At 72.0% G+C, this 17,597-nt stretch carries 14 protein-coding genes; 2 read left to right on the forward strand and 12 right to left on the reverse strand.

Features of this window, described 5'->3' with window-relative positions; genetic code table 11:
• Positions 1-207 precede the first annotated feature (207 nt).
• From QCD66_RS22975 to QCD66_RS23000, 6 genes are all read right to left on the reverse strand, one after another.
• A complete protein-coding gene (locus QCD66_RS22975) occupies positions 208-1,542 on the reverse strand; it encodes an FG-GAP-like repeat-containing protein (protein WP_407566770.1) in 1,335 nt (444 codons plus the stop codon).
• Between the two features lie 24 nt (positions 1,543-1,566).
• A complete protein-coding gene (locus QCD66_RS22980) occupies positions 1,567-2,883 on the reverse strand; it encodes a glucosaminidase domain-containing protein (RefSeq protein WP_407566771.1) in 1,317 nt (438 codons plus the stop codon).
• Between the two features lie 75 nt (positions 2,884-2,958).
• A complete protein-coding gene (locus QCD66_RS22985) occupies positions 2,959-4,254 on the reverse strand; it encodes an FG-GAP-like repeat-containing protein (RefSeq protein ID WP_407566772.1) in 1,296 nt (431 codons plus the stop codon).
• A 90-nt stretch (positions 4,255-4,344) separates the two neighbouring features.
• Positions 4,345-5,037: a response regulator transcription factor gene (locus tag QCD66_RS22990; protein ID WP_357515134.1), complete on the reverse strand. Its 693-nt coding sequence runs from the start codon at positions 5,035-5,037 to the stop codon at positions 4,345-4,347.
• A complete protein-coding gene (locus QCD66_RS22995) occupies positions 4,995-6,128 on the reverse strand; it encodes a hypothetical protein (RefSeq protein ID WP_375736234.1) in 1,134 nt (377 codons plus the stop codon). The genes QCD66_RS22990 and QCD66_RS22995 overlap by 43 nt, the downstream gene beginning before the upstream one ends.
• Complete coding sequence (locus QCD66_RS23000) at positions 6,121-7,332, reverse strand: sensor histidine kinase (protein ID WP_407566773.1); 1,212 nt, start codon at positions 7,330-7,332, stop codon at positions 6,121-6,123. The genes QCD66_RS22995 and QCD66_RS23000 overlap by 8 nt, the downstream gene beginning before the upstream one ends.
• Positions 7,333-7,457: 125 nt before the next feature.
• On the opposite strand from QCD66_RS23000, the gene QCD66_RS23005 reads away from it, so the two are divergent.
• Positions 7,458-10,052 carry a tetratricopeptide repeat protein gene (locus QCD66_RS23005; RefSeq protein WP_375736232.1) on the forward strand — a complete coding sequence of 865 codons (2,595 nt, stop codon included), beginning with the start codon at positions 7,458-7,460 and terminating at the stop codon, positions 10,050-10,052.
• Between the two features lie 10 nt (positions 10,053-10,062).
• Here the strand turns inward: QCD66_RS23005 and QCD66_RS23010 are convergent, their stop codons facing one another.
• The 6 genes from QCD66_RS23010 to QCD66_RS23035 all read right to left on the reverse strand — a co-directional run bounded on the left by QCD66_RS23010 (position 10,063) and on the right by QCD66_RS23035 (position 16,873).
• The gene (locus QCD66_RS23010; RefSeq protein WP_375736231.1) at positions 10,063-10,935 is read right to left on the reverse strand and encodes an amidohydrolase family protein; all 873 of its coding nucleotides are present in this window, start codon (positions 10,933-10,935) and stop codon (positions 10,063-10,065) included.
• 63 nt (positions 10,936-10,998) lie between these two features.
• Positions 10,999-12,180 (reverse strand): anhydro-N-acetylmuramic acid kinase, encoded by a 1,182-nt coding sequence (locus QCD66_RS23015; protein WP_375736230.1) that lies wholly within the window; start codon positions 12,178-12,180, stop codon positions 10,999-11,001.
• A gap of 147 nt (positions 12,181-12,327) precedes the next feature.
• Positions 12,328-13,569: a hypothetical protein gene (locus QCD66_RS23020; protein WP_364212501.1), complete on the reverse strand. Its 1,242-nt coding sequence runs from the start codon at positions 13,567-13,569 to the stop codon at positions 12,328-12,330.
• A gap of 364 nt (positions 13,570-13,933) precedes the next feature.
• Positions 13,934-14,647: a hypothetical protein gene (locus tag QCD66_RS23025; RefSeq protein ID WP_375736229.1), complete on the reverse strand. Its 714-nt coding sequence runs from the start codon at positions 14,645-14,647 to the stop codon at positions 13,934-13,936.
• Positions 14,644-15,387, reverse strand: coding sequence for an iron-containing redox enzyme family protein (locus QCD66_RS23030; protein WP_407566774.1), 744 nt, complete (start codon positions 15,385-15,387; stop codon positions 14,644-14,646). Before QCD66_RS23030 ends, QCD66_RS23025 begins: the two co-directional genes overlap by 4 nt.
• Before the next feature lie 292 nt (positions 15,388-15,679).
• Positions 15,680-16,873: an FAD-dependent oxidoreductase gene (locus QCD66_RS23035; RefSeq protein WP_407566775.1), complete on the reverse strand. Its 1,194-nt coding sequence runs from the start codon at positions 16,871-16,873 to the stop codon at positions 15,680-15,682.
• A gap of 114 nt (positions 16,874-16,987) precedes the next feature.
• On the opposite strand from QCD66_RS23035, the gene QCD66_RS23040 reads away from it, so the two are divergent.
• Positions 16,988-17,590, forward strand: coding sequence for a TetR/AcrR family transcriptional regulator (locus tag QCD66_RS23040; protein ID WP_375736226.1), 603 nt, complete (start codon positions 16,988-16,990; stop codon positions 17,588-17,590).
• The last annotated feature ends 7 nt before the right edge of the window (positions 17,591-17,597 follow it).

Consider the following 17,597-nt stretch of genomic DNA (forward strand, 5'->3'; position numbering starts at 1 on the left):
GGTTTCAGTGGTTCAGGGGGCTGACGGGTGACCGAAAGCCCCCACCCTGGATGCCTCAGGACTCGACATGCGGCCATGTTACGTCACCGGTTCGCGCGGGCGGTCCGGCGTCGAGCGGTGGCCATCGCGGAGGTACGGCCGGTCATAGGCGCGGCTGTGCCGGCATGTCGGCGGATCGACATGCCGGCACAGTTCACGCACCCGCGGTCAGTAGTTGGCGAGGCGGTGGGTGGACCAGCCGTGGCCGATCTGGGCCGGTGCGGCGAAGGTGCCGTCACCGTCCCCGGTCCAGCGGATCAACGTGTTGTCGCTCGCCTTCACGCCGACGATGTCGGCCTTGCGGTCGCCGTTGACATCCAGCACGGCGAACTCGCGGACGCCCTGCCAGCCCCCGCCGACGACGACCGGTGCGGTGAAGCCACCCTGGCCGTTGCCCTTCCAGAACAGCAACGTCCCGTCCGGCTTCGTCCCCCAGATGTCAGCATCACCGTCACCGTCGGCATCACCGGCGGCGAACCGGGACACCTGGCTCCAGCCCGTACCGACCCGACGCGGCTCCGCGAACTGACCCCGACCCGTGCCGACGTAGAGGTTCAGGTAGTCACCGACCTTCGCCAGGATGTCGGCCTTGTCGTCACCGTTCACATCCGCGACCGTGAACCACTGCACGGTCTTCCAACCCTGACCAACCTGCGTACGGGAACCGAAACCACCCTTGGCGTCGTTGTGCCAGTACCACAACACCCCGTCCGTCGCCGTCGCGAACAGATCCGCGAACCCGTCCCCGTTCGAGTCACCGACCGCGATCCGGTTGTAGTTGTCGATCCACCCCGACCCGACCCGGACCGCCGCACCGAACGTCCCCGCCGAACGACCCGGATACATCCACATCACATCGTTCGCATCCACCGCCACCAGATCCTCGAACCGGTCACCATTCACACTCTCCGCCGGCCGATCCGGCACGGAGATGTTCGGCGGTGACACGTACCCGCTGATCAGGACGTCGCGTTCGCCGGCCCGCTGGGTGGCCGGGTTGATGCGCCGCTTGACCACCGCGTCGTTCTGGTTGCCCTCGATGGTCGTGATGGTGCCGTCGGAGTGCACGGTGTGGACGATGCCGACGTGGCCTCCCACACCGGAGCCCGGCGTACCCCACACGACGACGTCACCGGGGGCCGGGCTGCCGGTCCCGCCGGAGGGGCGGGCCTTCCAGAGCCCCTGCTGCTGTCCCCAGGTGCCGACGCCGGTGGCGACGTCGGTCGTGAACACCGGGGAGACACCGGCGTTGCGCCAGACCCACTCGGCGAACATCGCGCACCAGGCGGTGGTGATGCATGGACCGTACTTCTGGCAGCGGCCGTTGGCCTCGGAGTTGCCGACCTCGCCCTCGGCGACGGCGACGATGCCGGCACGGGTGGCGGCGTGGGCCGTACGGGTGCCGAGGGTCGCGTCCTGCACCGCGTACGCGGCAAGCATGGTGAGTATCCCGATGACCGCGGTGACGACCGCTCGCGCCCGCGGTTTCCTGACTGTCTGCATGTTCACGGCTCCTCTGTTCCTGGTCTAGTGGTTGGCGAGGCGGTGGGTGGACCAGCCGTGGCCGATCTGGGCCGGTGCGGCGAAGGTGCCGTCACCGTCCCCGGTCCAACGGATCAACGTGTTGTCGCTCGCCTTCACACCGACGATGTCGGCCTTGCGGTCGCCGTTGACATCCAGCACGGCGAACTCGCGGACGCCCTGCCAGCCCCCGCCGACGACGACCGGTGCGGTGAAGCCACCCTGGCCGTTGCCCTTCCAGAACAGCAACGTCCCGTCCGGCTTCGTCCCCCAGATGTCAGCATCACCGTCACCGTCGGCATCACCGGCGGCGAACCGGGACACCTGGCTCCAGCCCGTACCGACCCGACGCGGCTCCGCGAACTGACCCCGACCCGTGCCGACGTAGAGGTTCAGGTAGTCACCGACCTTCGCCAGGATGTCGGCCTTGTCGTCACCGTTCACATCCGCGACCGTGAACCACTGCACGGTCTTCCAACCCTGACCAACCTGCGTACGGGAACCGAAACCACCCTTGGCGTCGTTGTGCCAGTACCACAACACCCCGTCCGTCGCCGTCGCGAACAGATCCGCGAACCCGTCCCCGTTCGAGTCACCGACCGCGATCCGGTTGTAGTTGTCGATCCACCCCGACCCGACCCGGACCGCCGCACCGAACGTCCCCGCCGAACGACCCGGATACATCCACATCACATCGTTCGCATCCACCGCCACCAGATCCTCGAACCGGTCACCATTCACACTCTCCGCCGGCCGGTCGGGGGCGGTGGTGTTGAAGCGGTACAGGTTGTAGGTACGCATCAGGCTGATGACCTTGTTCGCGTATTCCGGATCGGTGGCGTATCCGGCGCGGTGCACCTCGCGGATGAACTGGTCGGGATCGTCCACGTGGTCGAACGCGGCCGCGTACCGCGCGGTCCGCAGCAGCCGGCCGTAGTCGCGGAACGAGTCCGTGCTGCTGGCGTACCCGCGGAAGTACTGGTTGACGGTGTAGCAGCCGGACGGACCGCACTCCTGGGTCGGATAGTTGTGGCAGCTCGTCGCGATCGGGCCCGGCGCGTTCGACGCGGTGCACTTGAAGCCGAAGAAGTTCCTCCGTTCGCGGGTCAGTCGGCTCTCGCCCCACGCGGATTCGAGGATCGACTGGCCGAGGGCCACCGATGCCGGCACGCCGTACTGCTGCTGCACGGTCTGGGCGGAGGCGGCGTAGCTGCTGATGTATGTCTCGGGCGGGACCGCCGACGCGCTGTTCACCAGCGCGGTGGAGAGCATTCCGCCGATGAGTGCCGCGGCGGTCAGCCGGGCAAGGAGACGTCTTTTCACGTACAACTCCTGGGGTTCGATTCTGGGCATGCGCCATCGACCGCGATTCGCGGGTGGTGGTGACTGAGTGGTGGATCAGTAGTTGGCGAGGCGGTGGGTGGACCAGCCGTGGCCGATCTGGGCCGGTGCGGCGAAGGTGCCGTCACCGTCCCCGGTCCAGCGGATCAACGTGTTGTCGCTCGCCTTCACGCCGACGATGTCGGCCTTGCGGTCGCCGTTGACATCCAGCACGGCGAACTCGCGGACGCCCTGCCAGCCCCCGCCGACGACGACCGGTGCGGTGAAGCCACCCTGGCCGTTGCCCTTCCAGAACAGCAACGTCCCGTCCGGCTTCGTCCCCCAGATGTCAGCGTCACCGTCACCGTCGGCATCACCGGCGGCGAACCGGGACACCTGGCTCCAGCCCGTACCGACCCGACGCGGCTCCGCGAACTGACCCCGACCCGTGCCGACGTAGAGGTTCAGGTAGTCACCGACCTTCGCCAGGATGTCGGCCTTGTCGTCACCGTTCACATCCGCGACCGTGAACCACTGCACGGTCTTCCAACCCTGACCAACCTGCGTACGGGAACCGAAACCACCCTTGGCGTCGTTGTGCCAGTACCACAACACCCCGTCCGTCGCCGTCGCGAACAGATCCGCGAACCCGTCCCCGTTCGAGTCACCGACCGCGATCCGGTTGTAGTTGTCGATCCACCCCGACCCGACCCGGACCGCCGCACCGAACGTCCCCGCCGAACGACCCGGATACATCCACATCACATCGTTCGCATCCACCGCCACCAGATCCTCGAACCGGTCACCATTCACACTCTCCGCCGGCCGATCCGGCGCCGGTGCCGGCGGGTTGCCGAAGTAGATGTAGCGGAAGCTGGACGCGGGGACCGTACGGGTGCCGTACCCGCTCGGGGTCGCCCAGTTGTACTCCTCGATCAGCACCGTGCCGTTCGAGTTGACCCGGGCCACCCAGGCGACGTGGCCGAACGAGCCGGCGTCGGTCTGCGCGACCGCACCCGCCCGTGGCGTGCCGCTGACCGTCAGGCCGGCCCGTCGGGCGGCGTCGTCCCAGGTGTTGGCGTTGCTGAAGTGCTGCCCCTTGTAGCGGTTGGTGAAGTCGATGCCGAGGCGGTCGTTGAGCCGCCACGCCACGAACGAGGTGCACTGTCCCTTGTAGTAGTTCCACGGGTCGACGCCGCTGCTCTGCCCCCGGTAGGGGTAGTCGTCGACGACCGGACCGGCATCGGCGGCGGCCGGGCGCGCGGTGTCGGCCACGTCCACGGCACCGGTGGTGAACATGCTGAGCGTGAGCGCCGCGGCGAGCGCGACCACGATGTGTCGTAGCCCGGGCAGCCGTCTGGCTGTACGTGTCAAGGTCGTACCTCCTGTGAGCGCGGGCGGGTTTGCCCAGCGCCGACGGTATGGAAGACCGGGCACACGCTGTGTCAGGTGAACACCCCACAGTCACGACACGGGGTCTGGTGCCGCGCCGAGTTCGTCGAGCGTGATCAGGCCGTCGTGGAGGGCGCGGGTGACGAGGTCGCTCTTGGTACGGGCGGCTCGGCCGACGTTGGCGTACTTGATCCGTACCCGCTCGATGTGGGTGTCGACGGTCTTGACGCTGATCCTCAGCCGGGCGGCGACGAGTTCCTTGGAGGAGGCGGCGAACCAGGCCCGCAGCACCTCCGCCTCCCGATGGGAGATCCGGGGGCGGCCCGGGTCGTCGTCACCGGCCAGCGCCCCGCCGAGCGACGGCGCGGTGTACGGCCGGCCGGCCGCGGCCGCGCGGATCGCCGGAACCAGGTGCTCCGGCCCCTCGGTCTTGGTCAGGTATGCGAGCGCGCCCAGGTTGACGCACTTCAGCACGGTCGGGCTGTCCGAGTGCTGGGAGTAGACGACGACCCGGCGGCCGTAATCGGCGAGCCGGCGCAGTTCGCCGAAGGCGGGGTTCTTCGGCACCAGTTCCAGGTCGAAGATCACCACATCGGCGCCGGCGCCCGGCCCGGTCCACACGTTGGCCATCCGGGCCCGTGCGTCGATCAGTTCGATCGTCGGTCGCGCCTGCTCGCACCAGTAACGTACGCCGGCGGCGATCGCGGCGTGGTCGTCGACGATCACCGCGGTGATGCGTCCGCCTGCCAGCGCACTTCCACCCATAGCTGCTCCTCGCTGCGAAACGTGTCGAGTCGTACCTGCGGTGTCACCGGCCGGGGCAGGTCCACCGGCCCGCAGTCGGCGAGTACGTTCACACAGACCAGGTCGGGTCCGCCGACCACGGTGACCCGGGCCCAGGAGGCGGCCGTGGCGAGGACCGTGAGCGGGGCCTCGGTGAGGTCGCGGCGGACCGGCGGCGGCAGTTCGGGCCACTGTCCCCGGGTGTCCAACTCCACCAGTACGCCCTTGCGGTCCGCGACGTCGGCACAGTGTCGCAGTTCGTGCAGCAGCCGGTTCGGCACGACGTCCACCTCGGCGAACAACCGCCGCATCCGGGCCGCCTCGATGGCACAGTCGTGCTGGACCCCCCGGTCGGTCGGGTCGAGCCGCCCGGTGGCCAGCCCCTCCAGCAGCGGGACCATGCTCAGGTCCAGGTCCGCGAAACGCTGCCGCCGTCGCTGGTGGGACTCGACCGCGGCGGCCTCCACCACGGCGACCTGCTCGGTCTGCCACTTCGCGGCGGCCGCCGACCGCGCGATCCCCTGGAACGCCGCGGCCGTCACCGCCATGCACAGCGGGTAGCCGATGACGCCGATCGACCCGGTCGCGAACCGGAGCACCGTGGCCCGGTCGGCGGCCGTGTTCAGCAGCATGCTCGTCAACGCGATGCCCCAGTGCAGGGCGAGGAAGGCGAGAGGAACCGGCAGCGGCCGCCCGACCAGCGGCGCGAGCCCGACCCAGTTGGCCTGGCCGAAGATCCAGTCGCCGGCGGTGGCGGCGTGCCCGTACGGCAGCGCGGCGTACGACAGCACCGAGGCGGTGACCACCGTGCCGATGGCCGCCCACTGCCACCTGACCGGCGCGAGCCGGCCACGGAACACCAGCGCCGCCTCGACGCACAGCACGGCGGCGAGCATCGCGAACGCGCACGCCTGCGCCCACGCCGACTCGTAGCGCTCCCAGTCCCGCAGCATGTTCGGCAGGCTCAGCAACAGCAGGCCACCGGTCCCGGCGGCCAGGATCCCGATCCGCAGCCGGGCCATCAGCTGGGCCCGCGTCGTGCGTTCGATGACGGCCCGGTGCTGGTCACTCACCACGCCACTCCAGCGACACCGTGGTGCCCGCACCGATCCGGGAGGTGATCCGTACGGTGCCGCCGACCGCGGCGACCCGGCCCCGTACGCAGTCACGCAGCCCGCGCCTGGTCGGCGCCACCCGGCCCGGCTCGAACCCCCGGCCGTCGTCGACCACGTCCACCCGCAGCCGGCTGCCGCCCCCGCTCACCAGTACCCGCATCTCGCCGGCGGCGGCGTGCCGCACGACGTTGTTCATCGCCTCCCGGGCCGCGTCGGCCACCGCCCGCCCGACCCGGCCCGGCACCGGCAGGACCGGCGGGGCGGAGAAGCGGACCGGCAGCCGGTTGACCGCCGCCACCTCCACCCGCAGCAGCTCGACCAGGTCGGACCGCGACGGTGCCTGCCGGCCGTACGCGCGCAGCATCTCCAGGTCCCGCCGTGCCCGCGGTCGCAGCCAGTCGTCGTGCGCCCGGACCTGGCCACCACCCACCATCATCAGGGTGGACGCCGCCGTGTCGTGCAGCGCGTTCACGAGGTCGCGTTCGTCGGCCCGGACGGCGGCGGCGACCCGCTGCGCCTTGCGGCCCGCCTCCGCCTCCAGCGCCAGCCGGTCCGCGCTCCCGGCCCCGCGCACGACCAGCGTCCACGCCGTCCGGGACAGCGTCGCGATGGCCAGCACCCAGATCGCCGCGTTCACCACGTCCGCCGCCGGGCCGGTCAGCAGCACGACGGCGAGCAGTGTTCCGGCCGCCCCCGCGGTCGCCACCACGCCGTGGACCAGCGGGGTGTGCCACTGGTACGCCACACACGCGAAACTCACCAGCAGCCGGATCCAGCCGACGTTGCCCTCCACCGCCGAGTCGGTCCAGAGGATGCTGAGGCACGCCGCCACCATCACCGCGACGTCGACCGCCGTCGCCCACAGTCCCGAGCGGCGCAGCAGCCACCAGACGTAGACCGCGCTCCACACCGTCACGCCGCCGACCACGACGGCGGTCGGCACCAGGTGCTCACCGGTCGCCCGGACCAGCCCGAGCACGGCGACCGGGCCGAGAACCGCCAGCCGTACGCCGGCGGCGAAGCGCCGCCCGAACCGGGACAGGAACACGACCGACTCGCCGCCCTCGACGGGCGCACCGCTCACCGCACCCGGCCCCTTCTCCTCGACCGGTCGCCCGCGGCGTTCCGGTGGACGGTCGTCGACCGGAACCCGTCGGACCATGCCCGGCACGATGGCAGCCCGTCCGGTGGCGGTCGAGAACTTCGATCAAACTCGACCAACGACGTGCCGCCGGACTTCCCCGAGGCCGCTGTCGCGGCTCCAGCGGGATCGCCGACAATGGCGGGGTGGCGGTCCAGAAAGCCGATCAGGCTCAGCCGGTCCCCGATCCCCCGCCCGGCCCCGCCGGTGCGCGTACCCTCGACGAGCTGGTCCGGCGGCTGCGCCGGCTGCACGCCTGGTCGGGCCTGTCCTACCGGGAGCTGCACCGCCGGGTGGTCCGGTCCCGCCGCCGGCGCGGCGTGCCGGAGCTGCCGGCCTACAACACCGTCTACCGATCACTGCAGCCCGGCCGCAGCCGGCTCGACGTGGAGCTGGTCGAGGAGATCGCGGCGGTGCTGCGTGACCAGGTCGGCGACGCCGCGGCGGCCGGCGGGTGGCGGCAGGCATACCGGGCGATCACCGGCGGGGACGGCGACGCGGTCGTGGTACCCGCGATGGAGACGCTTCCGGCCGACCTCGCCGAGTTCAGCGGACGCGACGACGAACTCGACAGGCTGCGTGACCCCGGTCCCGGAATCGTGGTGATCGAGGGCATGGCCGGAGTGGGCAAGACCGCGCTCGCCGTCCATGCCGCGCACCGGCTGCTCCGGTCCGGCCGGTACGGCGACCCGCAGCTGGTCGTGGACCTGCGCGGCTACGATCCCGAGCTGCCGCCGGCCGACCCGGCGGCGGTGCTGGACACCTTCCTGCGCCGGCTCGGGGTGCCCGGCGACCGGATCCACGGCCTCGATCTGGCCGGCCGGACGGCGGAGTTCCGGCGGATGCTGGCGGACCGGCCGGCGCTGGTGGTGCTCGACAACGCCGCCAGCGCCGAACAGGTCCGGCCGCTGCTGCCCGACCGCCCGGCCGGCCTCACCCTGGTCACCAGCCGGGCCGAACTGACCGGCCTGCGGGTCACCCACCGGGTACGGCTGGACGTGTTCACCGCGGACGAGGCGCTGGCGTTCCTGCGCCGGGCGGCCGGCCCCGACCGGATCGACGCCGCGCCGCACACCGCCGCCCGCATCGCCGAGCAGCTCGGCCACCTGCCGCTCGCGCTCGGCCTGCTGGCGGGCCGGATCCGCGTCGACCCGGAGTGGACCCTCGAAGACCACCTGGAGCGGCTGGTCGAGCAACGCCGGACGCTCCGCCTGGACCGTGGCGTGGACGTCGCGCTGGCGCTGTCCTATCAGGGGCTGCCGGCCGAGCAGCAGCGGCTGCTCCGGCTCGTCGCGCTGCATCCCGGCCGCGATCTCGACCAGTACGCCGCGGCGGCGCTCGCCGACACCGACGTGACCACCGCGACCCGCCGGCTCGACGCGCTGGTCACGGCCACCGTGCTGCGTCGACCGGCGGCCGGCCGGTACGAGCTTCACGACCTGGTCCGGATCTACGCCGGGCAGCGGGCCCGCGACGGGGACCCGGCCAGTGCCCGGCGGGCCGCGCTGACCAGGCTGCTCGGCCACTACCGCTACGCGGCGGCGCGGGCCATGGACCGGTACGCGCCGCACGAGGGGCACCGGCGACCGGCGGTACCGGACCCGGGCGTGCCGGTACCCGCGTTCGCCGACCGGTCGGCCGCCGGCGACTGGCTGGACCGGACCCGCACCAACCTGCTCGCGGCGGCGCGGTACGCGGTGGAGCAGCCGAACGGCCACGATGTACCCGAGTTCCCCAGTGACCTGTCCGGGCTGCTCTTCCGCTACCTGGACCTCGGCGCGCACCACCAGGACGCCGGGATCGTCCACCTGCTCGCGAGCCGGAGCGAGGACCCGGTCCGGCGGGCCCGGGCGCTGAGCGACCTCGGTGTCACCAGCTTCCGGCTCGGCCGCTACGACGACGCCGTCGACCACCTCCGGCAGGCCCTGAGCGGGGCCCGGGCCACCGGCGACGAACGGGTCGAGGGCCGGACCCTCGGTCACCTCGGCAACATCCTGCTGTGGCTGGGCCGCTACGAGGAGGCCCTGGAGTGCCACGAACAGGCGGTGGCGGTCTGCCGGACGCTCGACGACCGGCCCGCCGAGAGCGCGAACCTGAGCGGCCTCGGCAACGTCTGCTGGCGGCTGGGCCGCTACGAGGAGGCGATCGGCTACTACCGGCAGGATCTCGACATCACCCGCGAACTGGGCGACCGCGCGGGTGAAGGGCTCACGCTGGGGAACCTGGGGGCGACCTTCGAACGGATGGGACGGTTCGAGGAGGCGATCGACCACCACCGGCAGGCGCTCGCCATCGCCGACGAGACCGGCGACCGGATCAGCGCGGGCCGGACACTGGGCAACCTCGGTTCCACCTATCACGCGCTGGGCAACGACACCGAGGCGCTCACGACCTACCGTGCCGCGCTGGCGATCGCCCGTGACCTCGACGACCAGCACGGTGAGACCGAGATGCTCAACGGCGTCGGGAACAGCCTGTGCGCGTTGGGGAACCCCGTCGAGGCGGCCGCACACCACGAGCGGGCGCTCACGCTGGCCACCGGTCTCGGCGAGCCGTTCGAGCGGGCGCGCGCCCACGACGGAATCGCCCGGGCCCGGGCCGCGCTCGGCGAGCCCGCGGCCGCCCGTACCCACTGGAGGGTGGCGCTCGACGGCTATGCCGCGCTGGGCACCCCGGAGGCGGCGGAGGTCGCGGCCCGGCTGCGGGAACTCGACCCGGATTCCGCCGGCCCGGGCCACTGACGCTTCCCGGTCAGCTCCCGATGCGGTAGACGCGGCGGGCGGTGCCGCCGAACACCGCGGACCGCTCGGACTCCGGGCGGCCGGCCAGCGCGGCGGTCACGACGCCGAGCCAGTCCGGATAGGTGACGGCGAGGGTCGACACCGGCCAGTCGCCGCCGAACATGCAGCGGTCGGCGCCGAACACGGCCAGCGCGTGTGCCAGGTAGGGCACGAGGTCGGCGGTGGTGTGTCCGGGTGCGGCCTCGGTGGCCAGGCCGGACAGCTTGCACACCACGTTGGGTGCCGCCGCCAGCCGGGCCAGGTCGGCCCGCCACGGGCCGGGTCGGGCGGCGGCGACCGGCGGCTTGCCCAGGTGGTCCAGCACGATCGTGACGTCGGGCGCCCGGCGGGCCAGGGTGGTGACCTCGGCCAGTTGGTGGTGCCGTACGCACAGGTCGAAGGTGAGGCCGTACCGGGCGAGGGAGCGGACACCGGTGACGAAGGCGTCGGTGGTGGCGAAGCCGGCGGGCTCGTCCTGCACGTTGCGGCGTACGCCGCGGACCAGGGGGCGTCCGGCCAGTTCGGCGAGGCGCGGTGCCGCGGCGGCACCCTGTTCGAGTGGCGCGTGCGCGACGACGGCCCGCAGCACGGGCCAGTCGGCGGCCAGTTCCTCGACCCAGTCGACCTCGCGGGCGGCGTCGCCGTCGGCGCGCCCGGCCTCGACGAAGACCGCGGCGGCCAGTTCGTGCCCGCCCGTGTCGAGGTCCGATGGCCGGTAGGGGCGGTGCAGCGCCGGTACGGCGGCCAGCCACGGGTAGTCCATCCGCGCCGGGTCCCAGAAGTGCACGTGTGAGTCGACGACCTGCACGGCGGCCTCCACGGTCTCGTCGTCCTCCGACCGCACGCGGTCACCACCATCCTCGGCGTCCGGGGCCGGCCGCGCCAGACGCCCGTCCCGCCGCCGGGGTCAGGTCCCGATCCGTAGCCGCCGCGGCGGTGGGCCGGGCCGGGCCGGCCGGACCGGCGGCGGCCCCGGCGTCCACGAGCCGAGTACGGCGGCGGCGCCGGCCCCGGTGACCGACGGCAGCGCGCCCGGCAGCCCGTGCGCGGACAGCCAGCCCAGCAACGCGAACGCGTACGCCTCCTTCGCCTGGGCCGGTATCCCCCAGTCGTCGGTGGTGCGCAGCACCCGGTGGCCGGCCCCGAGGTCGCGCAGCCGGCGCATGAGCACCGGGTTGCGGACCCCGCCGCCGGCCGCCACCACCTCGACGACGCCGTGCCGGTCGCATTCGGCGGCGACCGTACGCGCGGTCAGCTCGGTGAGGGTGGCGATGACGTCGTCGGGCCGGACCGGGTGGCCGTGGGCCGCCAGGCGGTCGTCGAGGTAGCCGGCGTGGAAGAGTTCCTTGCCGGTCGACTTGGGCGCCGGCCGGCTCAGGTAGGGCTCGGCGAGCAGCAGCGCGAGCAGTTCCGGGTCGACGGTGCCGGCCGCCGCGAATCGGCCGTCGTGGTCGTACGGCGCCGCGTGGTAGCGGAGGGTGGCGGCGTCGATGAGCGCGTTGGCCGGCCCGACGTCGTACCCGGTCACCGGCCGGTCCGGTGCGACGACGGTGAGGTTGGCGATGCCGCCGAGGTTGAGTGCCGCCCGGGGGCCGGCCGGGGCCGGCCGGTCCGGGTCGGGTGCCAGCAGCAGCGCGTCGAAGGCCGGGACCAGCGGGGCGCCCTGCCCGCCGGCGGCGATGTCGGCGCCGCGCAGGTCGGACAGGACCGGGAGCCCGGTCCGGGCCGCGACCCAGGCGGGTGCGCCGAGTTGCAGGGTCCCCATCGCCCGGCCGTCGGCGATCCAGTGGAAGACGGTCTGTCCGGGTGAGACGACCAGGTCGGCGGCGCCGCCGGCCAGTTCGACGCCGGTGGCGGCGGCCCGGGCGAAGACCTGGCCGAGCCGGGTGTCGAGCCGGCAGACCGCCTCGATGGTGGTCGGCCGGGGTGGCAGGACGGCGGCGATCTCCGCGCGCAGCGCGTCGTCGAACGGCTGATCGACCGTGCCGAGCGGGTCCATCCACAGGGTGTCGCCGTCGCGGCGGAACCGTGCGGCGGCGACGTCGACGGCGTCGTACGAGGTTCCCGACATCATCCCGACGATCAGCATCCGGTCACCGTAGCCGTCGCCCGGCCGGCGGGCCGGGCGGGCGCCGCGCCGCCGCCGGCTCCCGGTCGGCGCGGCACCGGGCCCGGACGCGCGGCACCGGGCCTGTCGGTCGGCGGGACCGACAGGCCCGGTGCGTCGGTGCGACGGTCAGCTCGTGACGATCGAGGCGCCGTAGCTTCCCAGCGAGACGTTGATCGGGATGTAGTACACATAGTTGTAGCCCGGCGAGAAGAGGGTGCCGGGGCAGTTGGCGGCCGGAACGGGGTTGGAGCCGGCGGTGATGGTGCCCAGGGCGTCGGCCTTGCCGTCGGCGCGGTAGGCGATCACCGGGCCGCCGCTGTCACCGGGAGCGACCGCGCACAGGCCGGCGGTCTGGCGAGCCTGGACCAGCGGTCCGACGGAGCCGCACGGGATGCCGCCGACGGACAGGTAGAGGTTGACCGCGGTGATCTGGACGTTGTTGTGCTCGCCGCTGGTGGATCCGCTGGTGACGACCCAGTTGCCGACGAAGCTGCCGGCGGTGCCGCCGATGGCGACGCTGGTGGACGAGTTGTTCGGGCCGGTGAAGACCCGGCCCCAGGAGCCGGTGTTGATGATCTCGATGTCCTGGCAGGCGATCTTGCTGTGGATGGTGCCCATCGGGACGTTGGCGCCGGTGGTCACGGTCTGGCCGTTCTCGCCGCAGTGTCCGGCGGTGAGCATCTGCTGGGAGCCGCCCACGTGGATCGCGAAGCCGGTGCTGCACCCGCCGCCCGGCGACCAGAACCGGCCGCCGCCGTAGTAGTTCGGGGTGTCGGCCTGCCGGCTGAAGGTGGCGACCGGCTTTCCACCGGCCACGATGGTGACCGGCACGGCGGAGTCGCGGACGGCCGGAGCCGCGCTGACCTGAGCGCTGTTGCCCTCGACGGTGAGCTGGATGCCGCTTCCGTCGACCGCCGGGGTGACGTTGACGACGTTGGGTACGGCGGCGAGGCCGCGGGCCGCGGAAGCCAGTTCGGCCTCGGAGAACCGGGCCGGGTAGAGCTTGACGGGCACGTTGCGGTTCAGGTCGGTGACCAGTGAACGCACGCTCGCGCCGGGGTTCTTCCAGTAGACCCGCACCTCGCGGTTCTCCGGAGCGGCGACGATCCCGGCGAAGCCGGCGTTCTTGGCCGCTGCCACCTTCTCGGCGGCGGCGTTGAGCTTGCTCTGGACGGCGATCAGCTCCGACCAGTCGGCGAAGCCACCCGGTACGGCGCCGACCGGCCCCGCGCCGGGCGTGACCGGCTTGGCGTTCGGCGCCGCCGACGCCGGGCTGGTGAGCGACGCGGCGACGAGTACGGCGACGCCTGCCGTGACAAGCGCGCGATGCAGAATCGCGCGCCTGTTCGCGGGCTGTGATCCGATCATCTGTGCGACCTCCTACTGCGGAATCGCGGCGGTCGATCGGCCGCCGCGATTCCGTAGTGTTCCGGCCGGGATGCGGCAAGTCACTATCAGTAAAGATTCTTTCGCACACGATCGCAGTCGTCATTTGAAACAATTGCATTGATCTCAATTAATGGATATATACAGGTCAACTTCGTCGCGAACATCATTCACGTCCCGCCCGCGAATATCATTTCGAAGCGACGCGGACGGTTTCCTGAGTGATTCATCAGCTCGAAACCGATCGACGCCGCGGACACTTTCCCGGCACCGGACCGGCCCACCAGGATCAGGACCCGGGCCGGACGGCGGCACCGTCCGGCCCGTCGCCCGCCGCCGGGATCGGTCATCGCCCGGCGGCCGAGCCGATGCCTGCGTGGAGCTGGTCGATGAGGTCGGCGTACTCCCCGCCGGGACCGTCGACAGGATGGACGATGGCGCAGACGTGGTCCTGGTAGTGGGTGGAGTAGTGCTCGGTTCCCGCGCAGACGCGGTAGCCGAACCGCTGGTGGAAACGGTGTTGCCCGTCGTCCATGCCACAGATGGCGACGATGCCGGCCGCGCCGAGTGCCCGGGCGGTGGCGATGGCGCCGGCGTTCAGCACGGCTCCGAGGCCCAGGCCACGGGCCCACCCGGCGACCACGAGCCGGCTGGGCTCGTAGACGCCCTCCCCGGCAATCCGGTGGAGGTCCAGAACGGCGGCGAACCGGTCGGGGCCGAGCAGTTCCCGGGTCTGGAACTGGCCGTTCAGAGCGGGTGGAACCAGCCGGATGTAGCCGCTGGGTGGCGCGGTCGGCGTGGCGTGTGCCGTGATGTGGTACGCGCCGAAGTCCAGCAACTGGGCGTCGACGTACTGACCCGCCGGGTTGCGGAACTCCGGTCGTCGGCCGCCGGCGTAGAGGATTTCCGCGCGGAAGGCACGCAGCTCCTGCAGCAGCCTCGTGTTGTTGCACGCGGCCAGCGGTAGCTGGCGGATGTGCAGGTGCCAGCCCCGTTGCTCGACGACCACGTCCCACAACGGGCCGACGACGGGGGCGGGCGTGCGGACCGGTGCGCTCATGCGGAGACCGGGACCTTGCCCAGGTCCTCCTGCGCCAGCCGCAGGCACTCCGCCATGAAGGCCCCGTAGCAGGCCAGCGCGGTCCGACCGGCCTCGATCATGGTGGGCAGCGCCTCCGGCGACTCGGCCAGCACGCCCTGCAACTGCCGGCGGTTGAACGCGGTGTGGCCGGCGTCCAACTCGACGTGCTCGGCGAGGAAGCTGTAGAAGCTCGGGTCTCCGCCGAAGACGCGCTCGCAGTTGCGCAGGATGTGCGGGGCCATGGTGACCGACAACTGCTCGATCTCGTACTCGATGGCGAGCTGCCCCTGCGGGTTCGGTCCGGCGATCACCCGCTCGTGCAACTCGATGTACGGAACGGTGCTGGCCAGGGCGGGCTCGGCGAGCAGCGCCTCGACGTCGACCGTGCCGGGCGCCTCCGCGTTGAGCCGGGCGGCGATCGCGCGCGCGTCGTCGACCATCATCTGGTCGTGGCCCGCCTCGGCGCGGGCGTGCGCCTTCAGCGCCTTGCCCAGGGCCTCGTTGCCGAGCTGCGCGCACCGCTCCCCCGCACCGGCGATCCAGGACTCGACGGGGGCGGTCATCGCGACCCCGTGCACGCTGTAGCGCAGCATCCAGCGGACGAGCAGGCGCTCGTCGCACGACGGCGACATCAGCAGGTTCACCGCTTCGTCGGCGGCGAAGGCCGCCCGGTGGCCGGCGAGGTCCGCCTCGTACCGCTCGAAGGTCTCAGCACTCACTGGGTATCCCCTTTTTGTGTAAGCCCTCGTGGGTGAAGGGCTTTCCGGAACATTCCTGCGGGTTTCCGCACCGGGTTCCGCGGGCCCGGATCGTCTACCGGGGCACCGCGGACCTGCCCTCAAACAATGATCATTACGCCGGCCGTACGCATCGGTAGCCGCTACTCATCAGCATATGACAGCGCGTAACTCCGGTCGATGTTCAGCCCCGGGCGCCCATCCGGAAACTTGCCGGACATATAGCCGTGTTAGCGGTGGAGAAATCGTCAGGGGTTGGACGGTTAGCGGGCGACTATTGGTTCGCCCGCTGGATACGGCGCTGCACCAAACGGCGAATACCGGGAAGAAGGATGGCCCGAATCGTCAGATCGCGGATCCAGACGTGCGCCCTGCTGGGTGGGGCGTACTGCGCCATTCCTCTGCGGGCCAGCGCCTGCCGCTGGTGCACCTCGGGGCGCAGCGGCGCCTCCCAGCGGGCCAGCGCCGCCGGGATGTCGTCGCCGTGCTCGCGCAGGGCGGTGCCGAGTTGGTCGGCGCCGGCGAGAGCCAGGGCCGCTCCGGCACCCGCGAAGAGGGTCACGCACCAGGCGGCGTCGCCGAGCAGGACGACCCGGCCGTGGCTCCACCGGTCCATCACGATCTGGCTGACCGAGTCGAAGTAGGCGCGGGCCGGCTCGGCCTCGAGCTGGGCGAGGGCGTCGGGCACTCCCCCGCCGAGATCCGCGAAGGCCGCGGTGAGGGCCCGTACCGGCCCGCTCGCCAGTTCGGACAACGGATCGGGGCTGCGGTAGGCGAAGAACGCCGACGACCGTCCCGGCCCCAGGTTGACCACCGCCGCGGTCCGTCCCGGACCGATGAACGTCGTGCCGCTCCCGACCGCGACGTCGCCCGGGACCCGCTGGAGCGGGAACGCGGCCACCAGGTGCCCGAAGTCCACCCGGAAATCCGCCTCGGGGCCGAACACGATCTCGCGGACGCCGGAGTGCAGGCCGTCGGCGGCGACGAGCAGGTCGGCACGCTCCGGTGTGCCGTCGCTCAGCGTGGCCCGTACCTCGCCGGGGTCCTGGGCGACGGCCCGCACGGTGGTGCCGAACCGGATCTCGGCGATGTCACGCACCGCCTCGTACAGCACGGATTCCAGGTCGCCACGGAAGACCGAGATCGCCCGTGGGCCGAGCGCCGCCTGCGCGATCGCGGTCGGGACCGTGAACTTCTCCCGACCGTCGGCCTTGACCAGGATCGAGGTGAACGGCCCGAGGTCCTGGTCGGCCAGCGCGGGCAGCAGCCCCAGCCGCTCCGCCGCCGTGTAACCCGGTCCGAGCAGGTTCACCATGTAACCGCCACCGCGACGGTGCGGGGCGCGCTCGATCACGAGCACGTCGGCTCCCGACCGGGCGAGCCGGAGCGCGGTGGCCAGACCGGCGATGCCGGCTCCCACGACGATCACCCGTTTCCCGCGTACGCCGCGGTCCGCGTCACCCGTCACTGCCACTCCCACCTCTCGGCCGATATGAGCGGATGCTCAAAGTCAGTATGAGCATCCGCTCATACTTGACGCAAGGCGATCGGCGGGCGCCGTGGAACGCATAGGGTGGACGGCATGCCCAGAGGTGTCGCGATCCCGCAGATCAGGCAGCACCTGTTCGCCGCCGTCGAGCGGGTGATCGTCCGCGACGGACCCGGCCGGCTCAACGGCCGGGCCATCACCGGCGAGGCCGCTGTCGCGACCGGACTGCTGTACGCCCACTTCGCCGACCTCGACGACTTCCTGGCCGGATACGCCGTCGACCGGACCTTCTCGGTCTCCGCCCACGCGGCGGCGCTGCCCGAACGGGCCGGCACGGGCGACATCGCCGCGAACCTGTGCGACGCCGCCCTCGCGACCCCGCCGGCGACCCTCATGGCACTGACCAGGCTTCTCGTCGCACGACCGGACCTGATCGCGCGTGTCCACGCGGTGCTCGGGGACGACACGAGCGGCATCGACGCCGTCGAGGGAGCGGTGACCACGTACCTGACCGAGGAGCAACGGCTCGGGCGCCTCGCCGCGGCCGTTCAGCCCGCCCCGCTCGCGCTGGCGGTGGTCGGCGTACTCCACCGCCTCACGCTCGCCGCCGACACCGGGGCGGACCTGCCCGTGTCCGTCCGGCAGGCGGTCACCGCGCTCGTCGGCAACTTCACCACCGCCGTACCGCGCCGGTAGGCGGCGG

The organism is Polymorphospora sp. A560 (genome assembly GCF_045781765.1).
GTDB classification, from domain to species: domain Bacteria; phylum Actinomycetota; class Actinomycetes; order Mycobacteriales; family Micromonosporaceae; genus Polymorphospora; species Polymorphospora lycopeni.